Below are 23093 nucleotides of genomic sequence, written 5' to 3'. Positions count from 1 at the left end.
TTGTATGATTGAAATTAGCGGCCTATACTAATTTTCAGTTGTTAAGATTACGATAAATATTATGTTTCTACGGGGACAGGAGTGTTCCCGGTTTACTATGGATGGTCATTTCGGCAAGGGTTCCTCCTTTCCCTCTGTTCTACGTCGGATTATAGACTCGCGGTTTTTTCTGCGAGATTTCTCACAAAGCCCAAAAAGCGTCTACGCTGTTTTAAGGTTCTGATCACCGACCAGTGATGGAGAAACTATGAGTTCATCGTGTATAGAAGAAGTCAGTGTACCGGATGACAACTGGTATCGTATCGCCAACGAATTACTTAGCCGTGCTGGCATTGCTATTAATGGCCCTGCTCCGGCAGATATTCGTGTTAAAAACCCCGATTTTTTTAAACGCGTCCTGCAAGAAGGATCGTTAGGGTTAGGCGAAAGTTATATGGATGGTTGGTGGGAATGTGACCGACTGGATATGTTTTTTAGCAAGGTCTTGCGCGCAGGTCTCGAAAACCAACTCCCCCATCATTTCAAAGACACACTGCGCATTGCTGGTGCACGCCTTTTCAATCTACAAAGTAAAAAACGTGCCTGGATAGTTGGCAAAGAGCATTACGATCTCGGTAATGACTTGTTTAGCCGCATGCTTGATCCCTTCATGCAATACTCCTGCGCTTACTGGAAAGATGCCGATAATCTGGAATCAGCCCAGCAAGCGAAGCTCAAAATGATCTGTGAAAAATTGCAGTTAAAACCGGGTATGCGCGTACTGGATATTGGCTGTGGTTGGGGCGGTCTGGCACATTACATGGCGTCTAATTATGACGTAAGTGTGGTGGGTGTCACGATTTCTGCCGAACAGCAAAAAATGGCTCAGGAGCGCTGCGCAGGTCTGGATGTCACCATCTTGCTGCAAGATTACCGGGACCTGAACGACCAGTTTGACCGTATTGTTTCGGTTGGAATGTTCGAACATGTCGGGCCGAAAAATTACGATACCTATTTCGAAGTGGTGGATCGTAATCTGAAACCGGAAGGTATTTTCCTGTTGCATACTATCGGCTCGAAAAAAACCGACCTGAATGTTGACCCGTGGATAAATAAATATATTTTTCCGAACGGTTGTCTGCCCTCTGTTCGGCAAATTGCTCGCTCCAGCGAACCACATTTCGTGATGGAAGACTGGCATAACTTTGGTGCCGATTACGACACCACGTTAATGGCCTGGTATGAGCGATTCCTCGCCGCATGGCCAGAAATTGCTGATAACTACAGTGAGCGCTTTAAACGGATGTTTACCTATTATCTGAATGCTTGCGCTGGTGCTTTCCGCGCCCGCGATATTCAGCTCTGGCAAGTGGTGTTCTCACGTGGGATCGAAAGCGGTCTTCGGGTTGCACGCTAAATGTCATTCTATCGCCCCCGTTTTGGGGGCGATGTCATTTCAAATCAGGCTTCAGTATCTTATTGATTCAAGGCCTGCTCACGCATTGCCAGCACACGTTCTACTGTATCTACCACTGCCTGAGTTTGTGGATCGATTTCGATATTGACACGCGCGCCGAGTTTTTTCTTACCGAGGGTGGTACGTTCCAGCGTTTCCGGAATTAAATGCACACAGAAACGGGTCGACGTTACTTCGCCTACGGTCAGGCTAATACCGTCGATTCCGATAAATCCTTTATACAGGATATATTTCATCAACTGACTATCCTGCACTTTAAACCAGATCTGGCGATTATTTTCAGAGGTTAATATTTTCGCGACTTCGGCGGTGGTCATAATATGACCCGACATTAAATGCCCACCAATTTCATCACTGAATTTCGCCGCACGTTCTACATTTACCCAATCCCCAACCTGTAAATCGCCAAGATTGGTAATGCGTAACGTCTCTTTCATCAGGTCAAAACTGATATGGTTACCGTTGATTTCCGTCACGGTCAGGCAACAACCGTTGTGTGCTACAGACGCACCGGTCTCCAGACCATCAAGCATGTAGTCAGGTAACTCAACCACATGAGTACGAAAATTTGGTTTCTCGTCAATCGACACCAGTTTTGCAGTGCCCTGCACTATCCCCGTAAACATACTTACAACTCCTGAAATCAGTTAAGGCATTCTGTTCAGCACAATAGCAGGTGGGAAACACCCTTGCCAGTAAAGGGGGCTGAATGGTTATTTTTTCACTGGAGAATTAATAAATCCTCGCTACAATAGACTGAATTTCCCCTGCTTCTTCTTTTTGCTGCCCATTCAGGCGGCTTTTTAGTCTCTCATATAACAACAATATAAAAGGTGTTCACGTGCAGAAGTATATCAGTGAAGCGCGTCTGTTATTAGCATTAGCAATCCCGGTGATTCTCGCGCAAATCGCCCAAACCGCAATGGGTTTTGTCGATACCGTGATGGCGGGCGGCTATAGTGCCACCGACATGGCGGCGGTGGCTATCGGTACGTCAATCTGGCTTCCGGCCATCCTCTTTGGCCACGGACTGCTACTGGCATTAACGCCGGTTATCGCGCAATTAAATGGTTCTGGTCGCCGTGAGCGCATTGCGCACCAGGTGCGACAAGGTTTCTGGCTTGCCGGTTTCGTTTCAGTGCTCATTATGGTGGTACTGTGGAATGCGGGTTATATCATCCGCTCCATGCAAAATATCGATCCGGCGCTCGCTGATAAAGCGGTAGGTTATCTGCGAGCACTGTTGTGGGGCGCACCGGGCTATCTATTCTTCCAGGTCGCACGTAACCAGTGTGAAGGTCTGGCAAAAACCAAACCTGGGATGGTGATGGGTTTTATTGGCCTGTTGGTGAACATTCCAGTGAACTATATCTTTATTTATGGTCATTTTGGGATGCCAGAACTCGGTGGCGTCGGCTGTGGTGTGGCGACTGCGGCTGTGTATTGGGTGATGTTCCTCGCTATGGTTTCTTATATTAAACGTGCCCGCTCCATGCGCGATATCCGCAACGAAAAAGGCACCGCTAAACCGGATCCAGCCGCCATGAAACGCCTGGTGCAACTTGGTCTTCCTATCGCGCTGGCGCTGTTCTTTGAAGTGACGCTGTTTGCTGTGGTGGCGCTGTTGGTATCCCCACTCGGTATTGTCGATGTGGCAGGCCACCAGATTGCACTGAACTTCAGTTCGTTGATGTTCGTTCTTCCAATGTCACTGGCTGCAGCGGTAACCATCCGCGTAGGTTATCGTCTGGGCCAGGGTTCGACGCTGGATGCACAAACAGCCGCACGGACAGGGCTTATGGTTGGCGTTTGTATGGCGACTCTGACCGCAATTTTCACGATTTCACTGCGGGAGCAAATCGCCCTGTTGTATAACGATAACCCAGAGGTTGTGACGCTGGCGGCTCACTTGATGTTACTGGCAGCGGTGTATCAGATTTCTGACTCCATACAGGTGATCGGCAGTGGGATTTTGCGTGGTTATAAAGATACGCGTTCCATTTTCTATATCACCTTTACGGCTTACTGGGTGCTGGGTTTGCCGAGCGGCTACATTCTGGCTCTGACCGATCTGGTGGTTGAACCAATGGGGCCAGCAGGCTTCTGGATCGGTTTTATTATCGGCCTGACTTCTGCTGCCATTATGATGATGCTGCGTATGCGTTTTCTGCAACGTTTACCGTCAGCCATTATTCTGCAACGAGCCGCTCGTTAATAAAGACAAGGCGCAACCTTCGCGGGTTGCGCCTTTGTTTTCATGCAGGCCGGAGCGTTGCGCCAATCCCGTCTTCGTCTGGCTGAAGTTTAAGCGCGCTACAGACAGGTTGCCGACTGGCATCCGTTATCTCAACGTGAATATCACCGCTAACTTCCCCTTTCACACTGATAGAGTCAGGCGAAATCTCTTTCGCACTGGTTTGCAGGCAGATCGTTCCTTCTCCGCGCAGGCTTTTCGCTTTCAGTTGTACATGCGTTGCTGCCGCCGTGATCAGCCACACTTTTCCACCGTCAAGCTTTAACTCTCCAATACGAAAAGTGACACCGTCACCTTTCACCGTGCTACCATCGAGGATTAACACGCCCCCCTGCTGTACCGTAACCGTTGACTGCTGTAAATCGGCACCATAACCAATAATCAAAGAGCTACTTTCTTGTACGGCGACGTTACCCATCAGTTCAACTGGCGCACAATCCTCTTCCACTACAAATTTATCGTCCGCGCTGGTGGGAGACATGACAATCATCGTGCCACCTTTCACCACCACATTTTCCACCGTCCCCGCATGAATTTCAGCCCGTCCTCCCGTATTCACCGCCAAATCTTTAGCCTTACCGGAACTGTAGAGCTGTAGACCGTCCGTCCCCAGGCGATAAACGGCGCTATTCTCAACCAGGGTGTGGATGTCTTCTCCACCAAGATTATTCATGGCACCGCCCACAAGTGTCGTATCGCTGGCTTTCCCCGCCAGCATAAAGACACCGCCCTGGTTAATCATACTGTTGGAAGCTTCTCCACCTGGGTAAACCAACAATTCACCGCCTTCATCCACTATTGCAGATGAAGTTGTTCCGTTAACCAACAAACCACCAGCCTGATCGAGAATGATTTTTTCTGCCCGATGACCTTCCAGTACGCGCAAGTTACCGCCGTTCTCCAGCAACAAACCGCAGGCATAGCCCTGATCAACGCTAAATTCACCTTCAGGATGGCGGCCATTAACAGTGGCGAGCGTTGAAAGGCTAATTGCTCCACCGTCGGACTGAACAATATCTGTGGCAATGGCCCCGTCACTGACTGATAACGTGCCATTGTTGCCGTACTGTGCCCCCCTGGCGATCCCGCCTGCTTCCACTTTCAGCCAGCCCGCACCAGTCACTATGGTGTTTTCTGCCCTTCCGCCAGCCTCAATAATCAACTCACCGTCCGTAAGTTGAGTCGCACCGACGACCTCGCCTGTCTTAACAATTTGCACGTTCCCGTCGCTCATCAAATTTTTTTCATCAGATCCCATGATTTATTCCTTTGCTGCATCTGTGTGCCCTTATCACCACCTAAGTGTAAAGGCTACGAAGGATTTATCCACGCCAGAATTGATATGGAGGCAAACGGCACGGTTTACATCCTGATGCGCGAGGCCATTGACTGTGTCAGATGTAAATATGACTCTGAACAAAAACCGCCCTTTAAAATCAACAAAATATAGACAATTTGCTTAAAAGCTCTGCAAACGGTCGAAATGGTGCAGAAAATTACGTTTTACCTCTTGCCACCTTTCCACTCTGCCGCTAATATTCGTCCCCGTTGTCACCTACAACGTTGCGTTCATAGCTCAGTTGGTTAGAGCACCACCTTGACATGGTGGGGGTCGTTGGTTCGAGTCCAATTGAACGCACCATCCTGCGTCCGTAGCTCAGTTGGTTAGAGCACCACCTTGACATGGTGGGGGTCGGTGGTTCGAGTCCACTCGGACGCACCAGATTTTCTTAGTCTGGTCTCCTCATTTTTATTCCCTTATTTATTCTCTGTATCCAATACGTTAAAAGATTTACACTATTTTCGTATGTGTTATCAGAAGGAGAATAACGATGGCGACTTTGTTACAGCTTCACTTTTCATTTAATGGTCCCTTTGGCAATGAAATGGCCGAACAGCTTAAACCGCTTGCCGAGTCGATTAATCAGGAACCCGGTTTTCTGTGGAAGGTGTGGACGGAAAGTGAAAAGAACCACGAAGCCGGTGGCATCTATCTCTTTGCTGATGAAAAAAGCGCTCTTGCCTATCTGGACAAACATACAGCTCGCCTGAAAAATCTCGGTGTCGATGAAGTTATTGCCAAAGTTTTCGATGTCAATGAGCCACTGAGTCACATCAATCAGGCAAAACTCGCCTGACAGATCTTAATGAAGGGCGGTTAGCGCCCTTTTCATCCCTGTCTGAAATTTCTCATTTTATATAGATTTCAACCAAACTTATCTGATAACGCTAAATTCGAAAGAATGCACACAGGTAAGTAACAATGAAAAAAATCGCCATTGTGGGTGCCGGACCAACAGGGATTTATACTTTCTTCTCACTTTTACAACAACAAACGCCGCTTTCTATTTCCATCTTCGAGCAGGCCGACGAAGCCGGTGTCGGTATGCCGTACAGCGATGAAGAAAATTCTAAAATTATGCTGGCAAATATTGCCAGTATTGAAATACCACCGATTTATTGTACTTATCTGGAATGGTTACAAAGGCAAGAGGCCAGTCACCTGCAACGTTACGGCGTTAAAAAAGATACCTTGCACGATCGCCAGTTTTTACCGCGTATTCTGCTGGGTGAGTATTTTCGCAATTGCTTTTTACAATTAGTTGAACAAGCCCGACAGTTGAATTTTGAGATAAACGTGTATGAATCATGTCAGGTGACCGATCTGCAGGTCACAGACTCCGGTGTCATTCTTGCCACAAATCAGGAGCTACTCACAGAGACGTTTGATTTAGCGCTGATAGCTACCGGTCACGTCTGGCCTGATGAAGAAGAAGTCACCCGAACGTATTTCCCCACCCCGTGGTCAGGATTACTGGAAGCGAAAATTGATGCCTGTAACGTCGGCATTATAGGCACATCCTTGAGCGGACTGGATGCAGCAATGGCGGTTACCATTCAGCACGGTTCGTTTATTGAAGAAGATAATCAACACGTTCGCTTTCAACGCGATAGTAACAGTGAAAATCTGCATATTACGTTGATGTCCCGTACAGGTATTTTGCCGGAAGCCGATTTCTATTGCCCTATCCCCTACAAACCATTACACATCGTCACAGAACAGGCTTTAAATAGAGAAATAGAAAAAGGTGCAGACGGTCTGTTGGATCGAGTATTCAAATTGATACAACAAGAAATTAGTTCTGCCGATCCTGACTGGAGTCAACGTATAGCGTTAGAGAGCCTCAATGTAGATACCTTTGCTCAAGCCTGGTTTGCCGAGCGTAAACAACATGATCCTTTCGGCTGGGCGGAAGAGAACTTAGCCGAAGTCGAGCAAAATAAACGGGAAAAACATACTGTCCCCTGGCGTTATGCCATTCTGCGTTTGCATGAAGCCGTACAGGAAATTGTGCCGCATCTGAATGAACACGACCATAAACGATTCAGTAAAGGACTTGCCAGAGTCTTTATCGATAATTATGCGGCAATCCCTTCAGAATCTATTCGTCGCCTGCTGGCCTTGCGCGAGGCGGGGATCATTCATATTCTCGCCCTTGGTGAGGACTACGAGATGGAAACCAACGAAACGCACACCGTTCTGAAAACAGCAGACAACAGCTACTCGTTTGATGTTTTTATTGATGCCCGGGGTCAACGTCCACTCAAAATACAAGATATTCCTTTCCCTGGGCTGCGCGAACAGTTGCAGAAAACAGGCGAGGAAATCCCTGATGTTGGTGAAGATTATTCGTTACAGCAGCCTGAAGAATTACGGGGGCGCGTGGCATTCGGCGCGTTACCCTGGCTGATGCACGACCAGCCTTTCGTTCAGGGGCTTACGGCTTGTGCAGAAATTGGCAAGGCTATGGCACAGGCCATCGCAAAGCCTGCTTCCCGTTCACGCCGGCGTCTTACGTTTGATTAAAGGTAAAGTTATCAGCACTCAACAAACTGATGTTGCTCATTGAGACGATAGCGAACTCCGGCACAAATATTATTTTCGCCTTCAACGGCGACGGCAAAGCGCACTCTTTCGCCGTCATGATATGCCAGCACGGCGCTGCAACCTGGACCGAGAATATTAGCCATGATTTTTCCTTTGCAAGACTCACACAGTAATATCTTTCCACTCGGTTATTTTTTACTTTTGGTATTTACGGTGGCCATCATCCACGGACATGCCGTAGTACAGGCACTACAGCCAATACGCTATAAATTAAAATACATATCGAAATTATGATAATTCCCTTTTATACCTTTCTTAAAACAAATCCTCATAGAGCAATAAAATAATAGAGGATGAAGTATTGCACTCCATCCCCGAACAATTATTTCACCAGTGCGTTAATAACTGTTTCCATCGCTTGCTTTTCCAATTCGCTACGCTGAATACGTTTATTTGCTAATGCTGTACGCAACACACCAGCGATGACTATGTGCTTTGGCTCCTGACCCAAATCGCGCATCTCCAGAACCACCTTCCCTACCACTCTGCACATTTCGCGGTACAGCTCGTCATCTTTTGTCCGGTTGCCCATTATTCATACCCATTTATCATGCCAGTCATCAGCATATATCAATCTCATCAATTAAACAAAAAACAAACAAAATCAAACAAATAACCCGATAAATTATTTTAATTGTATCAGTTGAATGGTATGACTTTGCGCCAGCAGACCTTCTCTCTCCAGCTATCGTTTTCACGTTGCGCAAACAGTGATGTTTTTGCGTAATCTCTTTCTGAGGACGTTAAATCTTTGATAACAATTTATTGTGAATATGGATGATTGTTTTTTGAAACGCTGTTTTTGTTTTCCTTTTGGATTAAATTCAGCGTATAATGCGCGCCAATTGACTCTTGAATGGTTTCAGCACTTTGGACTGTAGAACTCAACGACTCAAAAACAGGCACTCACGTTGGGCTGAGACACAAGCACACATTCCTCTGCACGCTTTTTCGATGTCACCTATCCTTAGAGCGAGGCATCATCACTTTCGTAATACCGGATTCGCTTTCCTGCAGTGCGCCCAGAAAGCAAGTTTCTCCTATCCTTCTCAACTTAAAGACTAAGACTGTCATGAAAAAGACCAAAATTGTTTGCACCATCGGACCAAAAACCGAATCTGAAGAGATGTTAGCTAAAATGCTGGACGCAGGCATGAACGTCATGCGTCTGAACTTCTCTCATGGTGACTATGCAGAACACGGTCAGCGCATTCAGAATCTGCGCAACGTGATGAGCAAAACCGGCAAAACTGCCGCTATCCTGCTCGATACCAAAGGTCCGGAAATCCGCACCATGAAACTGGAAGGCGGTAATGACGTTTCTCTGAAAGCAGGCCAGACCTTTACTTTCACCACTGACAAATCTGTTATCGGCAACAGCGAAATGGTTGCGGTAACTTATGAAGGTTTCACTACCGACCTGTCCGTCGGCAACACCGTGCTGGTTGACGATGGTCTGATCGGTATGGAAGTTACCGCTATCGAAGGTAACAAAGTTATCTGTAAAGTACTGAACAACGGTGACCTGGGCGAAAACAAAGGTGTGAACCTGCCGGGCGTTTCTATTGCCCTGCCGGCACTGGCTGAAAAAGACAAACAGGATCTGATCTTCGGTTGCGAACAAGGTGTAGACTTTGTTGCAGCTTCCTTTATCCGTAAGCGTTCTGACGTTATCGAAATCCGTGAACATCTGAAAGCGCACGGTGGCGAAAACATCCAAATCATCTCCAAAATCGAAAACCAGGAAGGCCTCAACAACTTCGACGAAATTCTCGAAGCCTCTGACGGCATCATGGTTGCACGTGGTGACCTGGGCGTAGAAATCCCGGTTGAAGAAGTTATCTTCGCCCAGAAGATGATGATCGAAAAATGTATCCGTGCACGTAAAGTCGTTATTACTGCGACCCAGATGCTGGATTCTATGATCAAAAACCCGCGTCCTACCCGTGCAGAAGCCGGTGACGTCGCGAACGCCATCCTTGACGGTACTGACGCAGTCATGCTGTCTGGTGAATCCGCAAAAGGTAAATACCCGCTGGAAGCTGTTTCTATCATGGCAACCATTTGCGAACGTACTGACCGCGTGATGAACAGCCGTCTCGAGTTCAACAACGATAACCGTAAACTACGCATTACCGAAGCAGTTTGCCGTGGCGCGGTTGAAACGGCTGAAAAACTGGATGCTCCGCTGATCGTCGTCGCAACCCAGGGCGGTAAATCTGCTCGTGCAGTGCGTAAATACTTCCCGGATGCAACTATCCTGGCCCTGACCACTAATGAAAAAACTGCACATCAATTAGTGTTGAGCAAAGGCGTTGTACCGCAACTGGTTAAAGAAATCACCTCTACTGATGATTTCTATCGTCTGGGTAAAGAACTGGCTCTGCAGAGCGGTCTGGCGCACAAAGGCGACGTTGTAGTAATGGTTTCTGGCGCACTTGTCCCGAGCGGCACTACCAACACTGCATCTGTTCACGTCCTGTAATATTGCTTTTGTGAATTAATTTGTATATCGAAGCGCCCTGATGGGCGCTTTTTTTATTTAATCGATAATCAGAAACAATAAAAAATCAAATCGGATTTCACTATATAATCTCACTTTATCTAAGATGAATTCGATGGAAGCATCCTGTTTTCTCTCAATTTTTTTATCTAAAACCCAGCGTTCGATGCTTCTTTGAGCGAACGATCAAAAATAAGTGCCTTCCCATCAAAAAAATATTCTCAACATAAAAAAGTTTGTGTAATACTTGTAACGCTACATGGAGATTAACTCAATCTAGAGGGTATTAATAATGAAAGCTACTAAACTGGTACTGGGCGCGGTAATCCTGGGTTCTACTCTGCTGGCAGGTTGCTCCAGCAACGCTAAAATCGATCAGCTGTCTTCTGACGTTCAGACTCTGAACGCTAAAGTTGACCAGCTGAGCAACGACGTGAACGCAATGCGTTCCGACGTTCAGGCTGCTAAAGATGACGCAGCTCGTGCTAACCAGCGTCTGGACAACATGGCTACTAAATACCGCAAGTAATAGTACCTGTGAAGTGAAAAATGGCGCACATTGTGCGCCATTTTTTTTTGCCTGCTAATGACTGCTATTGCGTCGCGCGTAACATATTTCCCTGCTCAGGCTCGCCATTCTGCGCTGACTCAACTGCAGACGCATTGCTGGCTGCGGGCGTCGCTCCGTTGCTCACCGCAACCGGATACCCTGCCCGACGATATAATGCTTTATCAACTAGCGTCTGATCTACCGCCTTATTATCTTTGAATTGTGTAAAACCAACGGGCAGTTTATACGGCATCGTCTGAACGTTCTGCTGTTCCTCTGCCGATAGCGGTCGATGCACTTCCACATAACGCATTCCGTTCGGTTCTACGGAGTATTTCACCGGCTCATTGATCACTTTAACCGGCGTTCCCGTTCTCACGCTGGAGAACAACGCTTTAATATCCGGCGCATTCATACGAATACAGCCCGAACTGACGCGCAAACCAACGCTGTCCGGCGCGCTGGTGCCATGAATGAGATACTCGCCATTACCATGCGCCAGGCGCAGTGCGTAGCGTCCTAGTGGGTTATTTGGCCCGGCGGGTACAACTGGCGGTAATTTGATGCCTCGCTCCAGTGAGCGTTGACGAATACCTGCAGTTGGCGTCCAGGTAGGATTCGGGATTTTTTGCCCTACCCGTGTTTCCATCACCGGCGTTTCCAGTCCCTGCAAACCAATTCCTATCGGGTAGACCTGTACGATATTCTCTCCCGGCGGATAATAATAAAGTCGCAGCTCAGCAAGGTTAACAATAATTCCCTGACGCGGCGCATCAGGTAATAACAATTGCGAAGGGATGGTTATCATCGTGCCAGGTTTTGGTACTGGTGCAATGGTGTTATTGGCTTCAAGGATCAACATTGCCGCAGTATCAAAACGTCGTGCGATAGCCTGAAGGTTTTTATCCCCCTCTTGAACCGTATAGGTTTGATTCTGCCCAACCAGTCGGCTTCCGGTTGGTGGAAGCGGATAATCTACCGCCCAGGCCGCGTGGATTGCGCTAAAAGCACCGATAAGAGTCAGTGTAAGCAGAGACGCGCGTTTCATTGTAAACCTCCTGTATTTGCCGGAGACTCACGCTGAGACGTCGGATGGTGCTTTTGCTTACCTGAAGCCAAAACACTCCTGTGCTGGCCAGAGTAAACATCGACCATCCGGCAATGTGAGTCATCCGGATGAAAGCTGTTCTTTTAGTTTAGCTAAGTGCAGCGGCTTTGGCGCGAATTGCACGAATCATCGCTTCCAGACCTTGTGAGCGAGACGGGGTGAGATGTTGGGTGAGCGCCATTTTTTCAAACCACGGACGCACGTCAAAATTAATAATATCCTGCGGCGTCATCTGGTCGTAGAGAATAAAGACGACCGCGATAAGCCCTTTCACAATGGCGGCATCGCTGTCGCCCTGTAATTCAATAATTCCCTGCGCATTCTGGCGCATCACAATCCACACCTGACTCTGGCAGCCCTGAATGCTATTTTGCGGGCTTCTGTCTTCGTCACGTAATTCAGGCAGACGCTGGCCCAGCTCAATAATGTAGAGGTATTTTTCTTCCCAGTTGGTGCAACGTAAAAAATTACGCAGCAATTTTTCTTTATCTGGCAACACAGCCATAGAGCCTCCCTGTTATCCCAGCAGACGGTGAATACGTTGTAATCCTGTTACCAGACGATCCACTTCTTCATGGGTGTTATACATAGCCAACGATGCCCGACACATAGCGGGCACGTTGTAATACGCCATTAATGGCATCGCGCAGTGATGACCGGTACGCACAGCAATGCCATAGTTATCAAGAAAACTGCCGACGTCATAGGCATGATGTTTACCGAGATTAAAGGCAATAACGCCAAGTCTGTTCTGTGGGCCATAGAGAGTAAGATCCGGCACTGCTGCCAGTTGTGACAGCGCGTAATGCATCAGATTCTGTTCATACTCAGCAATGTGCTTAAGCCCCAGCGCCGAAACATATTCCAGCGCCGCGCCAAGTCCAATAATGCCGCCGGTATTGGGCGTACCTGCTTCAAACCGCCACGGCGCTTTGGCCCAGGTGGTGCCTTCGCTAAGACTAACGGTGGCGATCATTGATCCGCCCCCTTCCCACGGCGGCATCTCCTGCAACAAGGCTTCTTTAACATAAAGAATGCCAATCCCGGTGGGACCGTACAGTTTATGCCCGGAGAAAACGTAGAAATCGCAATCCAGCGCCTGCATATCCACCGGATGATGCATCACTGCCTGAGCGCCATCCACCAGCACTTTTGCGCCATGCTGATGCGCAAGAGCAATCATTTCCGGTAGCGGATTTTCCGTCCCCAGCACATTAGACACGTGAGTAATCGCCAGCAGGCGGGTTTTCTCATCGAACAGATTAGGCAGCGTCTCCAGTTGCAGCGTACCATCGGGGTTGAGGGGGATCACCCGCAACTCTGCACCAACGCGCGCACAAAGCATTTGCCAGGGAACGATGTTAGCGTGGTGCTCCATCTGACTGATAATGATGTTATCGCCCGCCCGCACGTTGCTGTTGCCCCAGCTATTGGCCACCAGATTGATGCCTTCCGTTGTACCGCGAACGAACACCAGTTCTTCCGCCGAGCGGGCATTGATAAACAGCGACGCCCGCTTGCGCACGTTCTCCATTTTCTCGGTCGCCTGGGCGCTCAACGTATGAATACCGCGATGCACCGCCGCATAGCCGTGACGATAGAACCCGGCTTCAGCGTCAATCACCTGGCTCGGTTTCTGCGCGCTGGCGGCGCTGTCGAGATAAGCCAGCGGCAGACCGTTCACCTCACGCGAAAGTACCGGAAAGTCGGCCCGCACTTTGTCGACGGAAAAAGTCATCTTGCACCTCCCGGCAGCCGTTGACCGATACGGGCCAGCACCTGCTGTTTAAGCCCCTCATCACGCAATGCTTCTGTCAGTTCAGCAGCAAAGGCGTAGATAATCATCTGCAGGGCATCCTGCTGATTGATCCCGCGCGAACGCAGATAGAACATCTGTTCGTCATTGATGCGCCCGACCGTTGCGCCGTGGCTACATTTCACATCATCAGCATAGATTTCCAGTTGCGGTTTGGTATCCACTTCCGCCAGCTTGCCCATCAACAGATTATTGTTGGTCATCTGGCCGTCAGTTTTAATGGCGTGCTGCGCGACGTTAATCAAACCATTAAATACCGCGCGCCCTTTGTCGCTGACGATGGTTTTGTGCACCTGACGGCTGTTACAAAACCCTTTATTATGTTCAAGCCAGGTGCGGGTATCACATACCTCGTTTTTCACCGGCATCGCCAGGCTATTAATACGTAACGTGCTGTTTTCGCCATTGAGTTGCGTACTGGTGTTATGGCGTAAAACAGCACCACCAAGCAGGAAGCTGTGGCTAAATACGGAGGCATCGCCCGCCAGCAGCAAATCGTTATGTGCAAAGTGGTGGCTTACAGGATTTTCAAACGCGAGCTTGATATGCTGCAAGTGGGCGTTCGCGGCAACGTTGATAGTGAACCGCGCTCCGGTAAAATGACGAGCGTCATTCAGGCTGACAAAATGTTCAATCACCGTGGCTTCGGCACCTTCCGCCAGATCCAGATGATGCCGATAGTGGGCGGTGTTCACTTCTTCACCTGCCACGCCCTGGGTAATATGCATTAACAGCAATGGCTTCGCGGGCCGTTGACCGCGCTTCACGGCAATATGTGTCACGCTTTGTGCCAGGCTTTCCGTCAGATGCAGAAACACTTCCGGCTGTATGGCATCAGGCAGTCCCTGACGTTCGTCGTTAATACTCACCTCATAGCCGCTGCCTTCGGTCGTATCGCTAAGTGATGGCACGTAGCGTCCATCGACAAACACCAGCCGCACGGCGTCTAAAGTGAGTGCTAAAGCATCTCGCTGTTGCGGGGATATCTCACCCGCAATGCTGACAAACTGGCTATTGGTCAGCCCTTCCAGTGGCGTATATTTCCAGTGCTCATGTTTACGTGTCGGCAGTCCGGTACGCAGCAGTTGTTGTAAATGCTGCTGTGCTTGCGGGGAGCGTTTCGCCCTTCCGACCTCAAACAAGTGATGCCACTGTTGCAGCATGTTACTGCTGTTCGCTAAGCCAGCCATAACCCTGCTCCTCCAGTTGTTTGACCAACGTGAAATCACCGGATTTCACAATTCGCCCCTGATACAAAACATGGACATAATCAGGTTTGATGTAATCAAGAATGCGCTGGTAATGCGTAACGATGATGAACGAGCGTTTGCCATCACGCAGCGAGTTCACACCATCAGCAACCACTTTTAATGCGTCAATATCCAGCCCGGAGTCCGACTCATCAAGAATACACAGTTCCGGCTCCAGCACGGCCATTTGCAAAATATCGTTGCGCTTTTTCTCGCCCCCGGAAAACCCAACGTTAACCGAACGGGTTAATAAATCTTCCGGCATTTTCAGCAGGGCGATTTTCTCTTCCATCAAATCCTGAAAATCGAAGCGGTCGAGTGTTTCCTGGCCGCGATAGCTGCGCACCGCATTGAGCGCCGTTTGCAGGAAAAACTGGTTACTGACGCCAGGGATTTCCACCGGATACTGGAAGGCCATAAAGATACCTTCACCTGCACGATCTTCCGGCGACAACTCAAGCAAATCTTTGCCTTTAAACTCAACCGTCCCCCCCGTCACTTCATAATCTTCGCGCCCGGCAAGCGTTGCCGATAAGGTACTTTTCCCCGAACCGTTTGGCCCCATAATGGCGTGAACTTCACCTGGACGAACGTCGAGGCTTAATCCGCGCAGGATAGCTTTATCTTCCACGCTGACGTGTAAATCTTTAATACTTAACATATTTATTCCTTATCCGACGCTATGTTCAAGACTGATGGCGAGGAGTTTTTGTGCTTCAACGGCAAATTCCAGCGGCAGTTCAGAGAACACATCTTTGCAGAAACCGTTAACAATCATCGAGATGGCGTCCTCTTCACTGATCCCGCGTTGCAGGCAATAAAACAACTGATCTTCGCCAATGCGCGACGTAGTCGCCTCGTGCTCCAGTTGCGCGCTGTTATTGCGACACTCGACATACGGGAAAGTATGCGCCCCGCAGTTAGCGCCAATCAGCATTGAGTCGCACTGAGTGAAATTGCGCGCATTGGTTGCCGTTGGCATGATTTTCACCAGGCCGCGATAACTGTTCTGGCTGTGCCCTGCGGAGATCCCTTTCGAGATAATGGTCGATTTGGTGTTCTTACCGATGTGGATCATCTTGGTGCCGGTATCAGCCTGCTGATGGCCACTGGTCAGCGCCACCGAGTAGAACTCACCGATTGAGTTATCGCCGCGCAGAATGCAGCTTGGGTATTTCCAGGTAATCGCTGAACCGGTTTCCGATTGCGTCCACGACATTTTACTGTTTTCTCCTTCACACAAGGCGCGCTTGGTGACGAAGTTGAGAATACCGCCAGTATTGTTATCGCCTGGGAACCAGTTTTGCACCGTGGAATATTTCACCTCGGCGTTTTTATGGATGATGACTTCCACCACCGCCGCGTGTAGCTGATAGCTATCTCGCACTGGTGCGGAGCAGCCTTCGATGTAGCTGACATAACTGTCTTCGTCGGCTATCAGAATAGTGCGCTCAAACTGCCCGGTTTTTTCTGCGTTAATACGGAAATAGGTCGAAAGTTCCATTGGGCAGCGCACACCTTTAGGTACATAAATAAACGTACCGTCGGAAGCTACTGCCGCATTGAGTGCGGCAAAGAAATTGTCATTACCTGGCACCACAGTGCCGAGATATTTCCTCACCAGTTCCGGGTGTTCATGAATCGCTTCGCCAAAGGAGCAGAAGATGATCCCTTGCTCTGCCAGTTTTTCACGGTAGGTGGTGGCAACCGAAACAGAATCGAAAATGGCATCCACCGCCACCTCTTTGCCTTCACGCACCGGTACGCCCAACTGCTCAAATGCCGCTTCCACCTCTTTACTTAAAAAAGCGTTCGCACCCGTTTGTTGCACGGCACCAGGTTCCGACGCACAAGTATCATCACAGTTACCGCACGATGGTGCCGAGTAATAGCTGTAATCCTGATAATTCAGCTTGTCATAGTGGCCTTTCAGCCAGTGCGGTTCTTCCATCTCCAGCCATGCGCGGTAGGCATTGAGCCGAAATTCCAGCATCCATTCTGGCTCATTACGCTTAGCCGAAATTGCGCGCACCACTTCTTCGTTTATGCCCTTAGCCAGCTCATCAGTGGCTAACTGGGTGAAGAATCCTTCTTTATAATTCAGTGGGCCGCCGGTCCAGGTTTTGACATCGTCAGTTGCTTCAGTATTACGAGACATAGTACCGCCTATACCCCAAAGCTTTCGCCACAGCCACATTCATTCTGGGCTTTCGGGTTGTGAAATTTGAATATCTGATTAAGTCCTTCGTGAACGAAATCGACTTCCGTGCCATCAATAAACGGCATCGCTTGCAGCGGGACGAACAACTTCGCGCCGTCGTGTTCAAACAGCAGATCGTCTTTGTCCGGCTCGCTGACGCTGTCGAGTACATAGCCAAAGCCCGCACAGCCCGTTTGTTTAACACCTAATCGCACGCCGACCATGCCCGACTGCTTCGCCACCAACTCACGGATGTGTGCTGCCGCTGCCGGTGTTAGCGTTAAGCCTTGCCAGGCGAAATCCTCTGGATTAAACGTTCCTGAATGCATGTCCATCGATTTACCTCACTTAAATCGCTTACCGCGGATAACAGCATGTTAGTGATAATGATTATCAGTTCAACCCAGCAAACGCAGGGGCTTTCCCGTAAAACATGCTTTTTGCCTGCATTTAATAAGCATAGACCCTGATTTGTGGGTTAACAGGTACGCTAAGAATTAGGTATCTCATTGTTAGATAATGATTATTATAGAAATAGAGTTAAGGCGGTGATGGAAAAGGAAAAGTTGTATCGAAAATGCCTATTTAAGGGATAGGTAAAAAAGTAGCGAGTTCAGAAATAAGAAAACCCTTAAGTCTGTTCGACACAGACTTAAGGGTTTCTACCCCATCCGGCGCTTATCTCCGGCACTCACAGTGGCTTAGCTCTTGAAGGGGCGATAAGAATAATCTCATAAGACCAGGCCGCCGTTTTAACACAAACTGCGATTTGTATTCTTTTTAAGCGAGATCAAGCGGGTAAAATAAGCAGCATTAAGGAAGCCGTCGAGCCTGGACGGAGGTTAATCCAGGTCGATTTGGCGAGCTTTCGGCATTACACCACAATCAATGCACGCCCAGACGCCAGGCGAAGTAGATTTCTTCTTTTAATTCAGCAGAAGAGAGTGTGAGCAGGTCAGCGAATTCAAGTTCTAATTGTTTCAGTCGTTTGAGATATTGGGCAGGAGAAAGATTGCTCTGGTCACGGCGTAAAAATTCCATAGCCAGTTGGGTGGGATCAAGTTGAGTAGACATAGCATCCTCGTTTGTAGACAAGACCTGCACAGTATACCACCGTTTACTGCGCAGATAATAACCAAAAACAATATGCGTCACATTTTTCTGGTGACAACGTCACAAAATGGCGGTCGTCAATCGTGACGAACAGCACAAACGCTCTTTCTCATCGAAGATTTCAATCTGCCAGACCTGGTGCCTTGAACCGAGATGCAGCGGTTTGCAAACGCCGCGAACCCGCCCTTCTCGCGCCGACCGGACATGGTTGGCATTGATTTCCAGACCAACGACTTTTTGCTCGCCTTCGGTACATAAATAACCGGCAACGGAACCGATACTCTCAGCCAGAACCACAGACGCCCCGCCATGCAGCAACCCAAAAGGCTGCTTCGTCCGCTGATCTACTGGCATTGTCGCTTCCAGCGTGTCATCACCAATATGTTCAAAGCGAATATCCAGTAACCCCACCATGTTTCCTTCACCCATGACATTCAGCGCCTCAAGGGTGATTTTACGTTTCCATATCATTTAATAATCTCCAGTAATGCCTGCACAGGATGGCGTACCCCCGTGCCTTCAACCCGTTTTACCTGGCTTCGGCAGGAATATCCGGTTGCCAGGCAGCGATTACGCGGCAGTCGCTGCATCGCCTGATGCCAGGATAACTCATAGATCCCGAGCGAATTTTTATGATTTTTCGCTTCATGTCCGTAAGTCCCCGCCATGCCGCAGCAACCCACACTGACATTTTCCAGCTTCGCGCCAAAACGGGCAAATATCGTGGCCCACTGCGCTGGCGCACCCGGCAAGGCGGTGACTTCGGTACAGTGGCCAAAGAAATACCACGGCTCGCCACTAACCGCTGCCACCAGCTGTGGCTGAAGTGCGTTTGCCAGCCATTCATTTGCCAGTAAGACCTGAAAATCACCGCGCTCCTCGCCCAGCGTCAGCTTATATTCGTCGCGATAACAAAGCACCAGAGCTGGATCGACGCCCACCATTGGCATTCCCAGCTTCGCCATGCGGTTGAGGAAGTCCGCCGTCTTTTTCGCTGTCTTTGCAAAACGATTGAGAAAGCCTTTGATATGCTGCGCTTTACCATTTGGTGAGAACGGCAGTAACACGGGCTGGAAACCTAATTTCTCGACCAGACGGACAAAATCCGCTACCACCTGTGCATCGTAATAACTGGTGAAAGGGTCTTGCACCACCAGCACCGTGCGTGCTTTCTGCTCAGCATTAAGCACTTCAAGCTGTTCCAGCGTCATGTTTGCCGAGCGATGCCCCACCATTTGTTGTTGCAACGACGGCACCGAAAGCAGCGGCAAGTCGACCATGCCGATATGTTTTTTCGACAGTTTGCGCACCAGCGGTTGGTTAATGAAGAAGTTAAACGTCTTCGGCGCTCGCGCCATCAGCGGCGCATAACTCTCGACCGTCGCCACCAGATGGTCACGCAGCGGGCGTAAATAACGGGTGTGATAAAGTTGCAGGAAACGAGAGCGGAACTCCGGCACATCAATTTTGATAGGGCACTGGGTTGAACAGGCTTTACAGGCCAGGCAGCCAGACATCGCCTCTTTGACTTCGTGGGAGAAGTCATACTCACCTTTATTGGCATGCCAGCTATTACGAGTGCGGGCAATCAACGTACGCAAACTGGCTCGCGTTTCAGGCAGTTCTTGTTCCAGTTTTAATGGGTCAACACCACGGTCAGCCAGCAAACGCAACCATTCGCGCACCAGCGTCGCGCGCCCTTTCGGTGAATGGATACGATTCTGGGTTATCTTCATCGACGGGCACATTGGGCTACGAGCATCAAAGTTGAAGCATAAACCGTTGCCGTTACATTCCATTGCCCCGCGCCACTGCTGACGAACTGCGATAGGGATCTGCCGGTCAAACGTACCGCGTTTCACCGCGTCTACTTTCATCATCGGCGCGTCGATACCTTCTGGCGGACAAATTTTCCCCGGATTAAGCCGATTATGCGGATCAAACGCCGCTTTAACTTTGCGCAGTTCAGCGAAAAGTTCCTCACCGAAAAACGCCGGGCTGTATTCGGCACGAAAACCTTTACCGTGCTCCCCCCACAACAAACCACCGTATTTCGCGGTAAGCGCCACCACGTCATCAGAGATTTGTTTCATCAAAATCTCTTGTTGCGGATCGCACATATCCAGCGCCGGACGGACGTGCAAGACCCCCGCATCGACGTGGCCAAACATGCCATAGCTTAAACCGTGACTGTCGAGCAGTGCGCGAAATTCAGCAATATAATCCGCCAGATGTTCCGGCGGTACGCAGGTATCTTCGGCAAATGGGATCGGTTTGGCTGCCCCTTTAGCATTGCCAAGCAGGCCAACAGCTTTTTTACGCATCGCATAAATGCGCTCGACTCCAGCCAGCTCACGACACACCTGCCAGCCGATCACGCCCGCTTGCTGGCTGGCGATCAGCTCATCCAGCCGCGCACAGAGTGCGTCTACCCGCTCGTCGATCAACGCCTCATCGTCCCCGGCAAATTCAACAATGTTCAGCCCGAGCATCTCTTTGTCGGGCACATCGGTAATCAGTTCGCTAACGGAATGCCAGACGATATCTTCCCGCGCCAGATTCAGCACTTTAGAGTCCACCGTCTCTACTGAAAGCGCGCGCGCCTCAACCATAAACGGCGCATTACGCAGCGCGGAGTCAAAAGAGTCATATTTGACATTCACCAGACGGCGCACTTTAGGCAAACGAGTAATATCCAGTCGCGCTTCGGTAATAAAGGCCAGCGTCCCTTCTGAACCCGTCAGAATACGAGTCAGGTCGAACTCGGTCATCTCATCGTTAAAGACATGGCGCAGATCGTAACCGGTAAGAAAACGGTTAAGTTTGGGGAACTTGTCGATAATTAACTGCCGCTGCTGGCGGCAGCGTTGATAAACCGTTTTATAGATACGCCCGATAGCGGTGTTGGTTTTACCCAGCGTTTCAGCCAGTTCTACGGGTAAAGGTTGCGTATCGAGAATATCGCCCCCCAACAACACCGCCCGCACGCCCAGCACGTGATCTGACGTTTTGCCATAGACCAGCGATCCCTGACCGGAAGCATCGGTATTAATCATCCCGCCAAGCGTTGCCCGGTTGCTGGTCGAAAGTTCCGGTGCAAAGAAATATCCGAACGGTTTCAGATACTGGTTAAGTTGATCTTTAATCACCCCAGCTTCAACGCGCACCCAGCCCTCTTCAGGATTAATTTCGATGATGCGGTTCATATGGCGAGACATATCAACAATAATCCCCTGGTTGAGCGCCTGACCGTTAGTGCCGGTGCCACCGCCGCGTGGGGTGAAGATCAGCGATGAATAGCGTTCCTGCGCAGCCAGACGGGCGATTAACGCCACATCTGCGGTTGAACGTGGAAATACCACCGCATCGGGGAGAAGTTGGTAAATGCTGTTGTCGGTCGACATTGTCAGACGATCGGCATAACTTGTCGCCGTATCGCCAGTAAAACCCTGTTGCTCCAGCTCTTGCAAAAAATTAAGCACCAGTTGAACGACGCCGGGTGCCTGGGAAATCTGTGGAATCATTATATTGACCCTTTCCTGCGGTCTGTGATGAGAGATTAATCGTTTGCGTGTTATGTCACTTGTTGTACCACATTTTTTTCTTACACACCCATCAGAATTAAGGGCAGAATCGGCCTGTTAAAAACCGCTGAAATTGCTCATCATTATGCAGGTGAGTTTCGCGTGTTCACGTCGCGTCGACGATTTGACGCACAAAAAAGGTGAAAAGTAGTTATGGTAAATGTTCGTCAGCCCAGGGATGTCGCACAAATTCTGCTTTCAGTGCTGTTTTTAGCCATCATGATTGTGGCATGTCTGTGGATTGTTCAACCCTTTATTCTCGGCTTTGCATGGGCCGGTACGGTGGTTATCGCCACCTGGCCGGTATTGTTACGTTTGCAAAAAATCATGTTTGGCCGCCGCTCTCTCGCCGTTCTGGTAATGACGCTGTTGTTGGTGATGGTGTTTATCATCCCTATTGCCTTACTGGTTAACAGTATTGTCGATGGCAGCGGTCCGGTAATTAAAGCCATTTCCAGCGGTGACATGACGTTACCCGATTTAGCGTGGCTTAATACCATTCCGGTGATTGGCGCGAAGCTGTATGCAGGCTGGCACAATTTGCTGGATATGGGGGGGACGGCGATCATGGCGAAAGTCCGTCCTTATATTGGCACCACCACCACCTGGTTCGTCGGACAAGCGGCACATATTGGTCGCTTTATGGTGCATTGTGCGCTGATGCTGTTATTCAGCGCCCTGTTGTACTGGCGCGGTGAACAGGTAGCGCAAGGTATTCGCCATTTTGCGACTCGTCTGGCAGGCGCTCGCGGTGATGCCGCTGTACTGCTGGCGGCGCAGGCTATCCGCGCAGTAGCGCTGGGCGTTGTGGTGACTGCGTTAGTACAAGCCGTTCTTGGTGGGATCGGTCTGGCCGTTTCCGGCGTTCCTTACGCCACGCTGCTGACGGTATTAATGATCCTCTCCTGCCTTGTCCAGCTTGGTCCGTTGCCGGTGTTGATTCCGGCGATCATCTGGCTTTACTGGACCGGCGATACCACCTGGGGCACGGTATTGTTAGTGTGGAGTGGCGTGGTCGGCACACTGGATAACGTTATTCGCCCGATGTTAATTCGCATGGGGGCAGATTTACCGCTCATCCTCATCCTCTCCGGGGTCATCGGTGGTTTGATTGCCTTCGGTATGATCGGCTTGTTTATTGGTCCGGTACTTCTGGCTGTTTCCTGGCGTCTGTTTGCCGCGTGGGTGGAAGAAGTCCCGCCGCCGACTGACCAGCCGGAGGAAATTATCGAAGAACTGGGCGAAATTGAAAAAACGAATAAGTAAATCTCTCATCAGGCGGCTTTGCCGCCTGATTGTTAATCAGGGCT

Annotated in this window: 21 protein-coding genes, 2 tRNA genes and 2 pseudogenes; 10 read left to right on the top strand and 15 right to left on the bottom strand. The window is 49.5% G+C overall.

All coding sequences use genetic code 11. The annotated features are described in order from the left end of the window. Nucleotides 1–247 precede the first annotated feature (247 nt). A complete protein-coding gene (cfa, locus tag C1192_RS03930; protein ID WP_000098885.1) occupies nucleotides 248–1396 on the top strand; it encodes a cyclopropane fatty acyl phospholipid synthase in 1149 nt (382 codons plus the stop codon). Nucleotides 1397–1455: 59 nt separating this feature from the next. On the opposite strand, the gene C1192_RS03925 is transcribed toward cfa, so the two are convergent. Then, complete coding sequence (locus C1192_RS03925) at nucleotides 1456–2082, bottom strand: riboflavin synthase (RefSeq protein ID WP_000493961.1); 627 nt, start codon at nucleotides 2080–2082, stop codon at nucleotides 1456–1458. Between the two features lie 215 nt (nucleotides 2083–2297). Here C1192_RS03925 and mdtK point away from each other — a divergent pair, with 215 nt between their 5' ends. Continuing rightward, nucleotides 2298–3671 (top strand): multidrug efflux MATE transporter MdtK, encoded by a 1374-nt coding sequence (gene mdtK, locus C1192_RS03920; protein ID WP_001174974.1) that lies wholly within the window; start codon nucleotides 2298–2300, stop codon nucleotides 3669–3671. Nucleotides 3672–3711: 40 nt separating this feature from the next. Here mdtK and C1192_RS03915 read toward each other — a convergent pair whose 3' ends face one another. Beyond that, nucleotides 3712–4968, bottom strand: coding sequence for an AIDA repeat-containing protein (locus C1192_RS03915; RefSeq protein ID WP_016248672.1), 1257 nt, complete (start codon nucleotides 4966–4968; stop codon nucleotides 3712–3714). 307 nt (nucleotides 4969–5275) lie between these two features. Between C1192_RS03915 and C1192_RS03910 the strand changes: the two genes are divergently transcribed. The 4 genes from C1192_RS03910 (at nucleotide 5276) to C1192_RS03895 (ending at nucleotide 7578) form a co-directional block, all read left to right on the top strand. Next, a tRNA-Val gene (locus tag C1192_RS03910) sits at nucleotides 5276–5352 on the top strand. A gap of 4 nt (nucleotides 5353–5356) precedes the next feature. Continuing rightward, a tRNA-Val gene (locus tag C1192_RS03905) sits at nucleotides 5357–5433 on the top strand. Nucleotides 5434–5542: 109 nt separating this feature from the next. Next, the gene (locus C1192_RS03900) at nucleotides 5543–5848 is read left to right on the top strand and encodes a monooxygenase (RefSeq protein WP_001516325.1); all 306 of its coding nucleotides are present in this window, start codon (nucleotides 5543–5545) and stop codon (nucleotides 5846–5848) included. A 125-nt stretch (nucleotides 5849–5973) separates the two neighbouring features. Beyond that, the gene (locus C1192_RS03895) at nucleotides 5974–7578 is read left to right on the top strand and encodes an FAD-NAD(P)-binding protein (RefSeq protein ID WP_038354308.1); all 1605 of its coding nucleotides are present in this window, start codon (nucleotides 5974–5976) and stop codon (nucleotides 7576–7578) included. Nucleotides 7579–7589: 11 nt separating this feature from the next. On the opposite strand, the pseudogene C1192_RS25050 reads toward C1192_RS03895, so the two are convergent. The 3 genes and pseudogenes from C1192_RS25050 to fumD form a co-directional block, all read right to left on the bottom strand. Further along, nucleotides 7590–7736: pseudogene (locus C1192_RS25050) on the bottom strand (protein YdhT); the annotation flags it as partial. A gap of 54 nt (nucleotides 7737–7790) precedes the next feature. Next, nucleotides 7791–7859, bottom strand: a pseudogene (locus C1192_RS25600) (ferredoxin-like protein); the annotation flags it as partial. 122 nt (nucleotides 7860–7981) lie between these two features. After that, the gene (gene fumD, locus C1192_RS03885) at nucleotides 7982–8191 is read right to left on the bottom strand and encodes a fumarate hydratase FumD (protein ID WP_000528337.1); all 210 of its coding nucleotides are present in this window, start codon (nucleotides 8189–8191) and stop codon (nucleotides 7982–7984) included. Between the two features lie 338 nt (nucleotides 8192–8529). Between fumD and ynhH the strand changes: the two genes are divergently transcribed. The 3 genes from ynhH to lpp all read left to right on the top strand — a co-directional run bounded on the left by ynhH (nucleotide 8530) and on the right by lpp (nucleotide 10691). Then, on the top strand, nucleotides 8530–8724 hold the full coding sequence (ynhH, locus tag C1192_RS25595; protein WP_256734191.1) for a protein YnhH: 195 nt from the start codon (nucleotides 8530–8532) through the stop codon (nucleotides 8722–8724). Nucleotides 8725–8731: 7 nt separating this feature from the next. Beyond that, nucleotides 8732–10144 carry a pyruvate kinase PykF gene (gene pykF, locus C1192_RS03880; protein WP_000751442.1) on the top strand — a complete coding sequence of 471 codons (1413 nt, stop codon included), beginning with the start codon at nucleotides 8732–8734 and terminating at the stop codon, nucleotides 10142–10144. A gap of 310 nt (nucleotides 10145–10454) precedes the next feature. Continuing rightward, nucleotides 10455–10691, top strand: coding sequence for a murein lipoprotein Lpp (gene lpp, locus C1192_RS03875; protein WP_000648420.1), 237 nt, complete (start codon nucleotides 10455–10457; stop codon nucleotides 10689–10691). Between the two features lie 64 nt (nucleotides 10692–10755). Here lpp and ldtE read toward each other — a convergent pair whose 3' ends face one another. From ldtE to ydiJ, 10 genes are all read right to left on the bottom strand, one after another. Further along, complete coding sequence (gene ldtE, locus C1192_RS03870) at nucleotides 10756–11760, bottom strand: L,D-transpeptidase LdtE (RefSeq protein WP_000817073.1); 1005 nt, start codon at nucleotides 11758–11760, stop codon at nucleotides 10756–10758. A 148-nt stretch (nucleotides 11761–11908) separates the two neighbouring features. Further along, complete coding sequence (sufE, locus tag C1192_RS03860) at nucleotides 11909–12325, bottom strand: cysteine desulfuration protein SufE (RefSeq protein WP_001516323.1); 417 nt, start codon at nucleotides 12323–12325, stop codon at nucleotides 11909–11911. Between the two features lie 12 nt (nucleotides 12326–12337). Continuing rightward, nucleotides 12338–13558 (bottom strand): cysteine desulfurase SufS, encoded by a 1221-nt coding sequence (gene sufS, locus C1192_RS03855; RefSeq protein ID WP_000144599.1) that lies wholly within the window; start codon nucleotides 13556–13558, stop codon nucleotides 12338–12340. Further along, on the bottom strand, nucleotides 13555–14826 hold the full coding sequence (gene sufD, locus C1192_RS03850) for a Fe-S cluster assembly protein SufD (protein WP_038354307.1): 1272 nt from the start codon (nucleotides 14824–14826) through the stop codon (nucleotides 13555–13557). The genes sufS and sufD overlap by 4 nt, the downstream gene beginning before the upstream one ends. Beyond that, nucleotides 14801–15547, bottom strand: coding sequence for a Fe-S cluster assembly ATPase SufC (sufC, locus tag C1192_RS03845; RefSeq protein ID WP_000948879.1), 747 nt, complete (start codon nucleotides 15545–15547; stop codon nucleotides 14801–14803). Before sufC ends, sufD begins: the two co-directional genes overlap by 26 nt. A 9-nt stretch (nucleotides 15548–15556) precedes the next feature. Continuing rightward, the gene (gene sufB / locus C1192_RS03840; RefSeq protein WP_001516322.1) at nucleotides 15557–17044 is read right to left on the bottom strand and encodes a Fe-S cluster assembly protein SufB; all 1488 of its coding nucleotides are present in this window, start codon (nucleotides 17042–17044) and stop codon (nucleotides 15557–15559) included. A gap of 8 nt (nucleotides 17045–17052) precedes the next feature. Then, on the bottom strand, nucleotides 17053–17421 hold the full coding sequence (gene sufA / locus C1192_RS03835; protein WP_000367150.1) for a Fe-S cluster assembly scaffold SufA: 369 nt from the start codon (nucleotides 17419–17421) through the stop codon (nucleotides 17053–17055). Between the two features lie 550 nt (nucleotides 17422–17971). Beyond that, entirely contained in the window at nucleotides 17972–18160 is a 189-nt protein-coding gene (locus C1192_RS03830; protein WP_001516321.1) for a YdiH family protein, read from the bottom strand. Nucleotides 18161–18259: 99 nt separating this feature from the next. Next, entirely contained in the window at nucleotides 18260–18670 is a 411-nt protein-coding gene (gene menI / locus C1192_RS03825) for a 1,4-dihydroxy-2-naphthoyl-CoA hydrolase (RefSeq protein WP_000637992.1), read from the bottom strand. After that, nucleotides 18667–21723, bottom strand: a complete 3057-nt coding sequence (ydiJ, locus tag C1192_RS03820; RefSeq protein ID WP_038354306.1) for a D-2-hydroxyglutarate dehydrogenase YdiJ — start codon at nucleotides 21721–21723, stop codon at nucleotides 18667–18669. Before ydiJ ends, menI begins: the two co-directional genes overlap by 4 nt. 213 nt (nucleotides 21724–21936) lie before the next feature. Between ydiJ and ydiK the strand changes: the two genes are divergently transcribed. Beyond that, on the top strand, nucleotides 21937–23049 hold the full coding sequence (gene ydiK, locus C1192_RS03815; RefSeq protein WP_001516319.1) for an AI-2E family transporter YdiK: 1113 nt from the start codon (nucleotides 21937–21939) through the stop codon (nucleotides 23047–23049). The last annotated feature ends 44 nt before the right edge of the window (nucleotides 23050–23093 follow it).

This window comes from Escherichia marmotae (assembly GCF_002900365.1).
Lineage (GTDB): Bacteria > Pseudomonadota > Gammaproteobacteria > Enterobacterales > Enterobacteriaceae > Escherichia > Escherichia marmotae.
The sequence above is the reverse complement of the archived record's forward strand: the minus strand, read 5'-3'. Positions and strand labels throughout refer to the sequence as shown.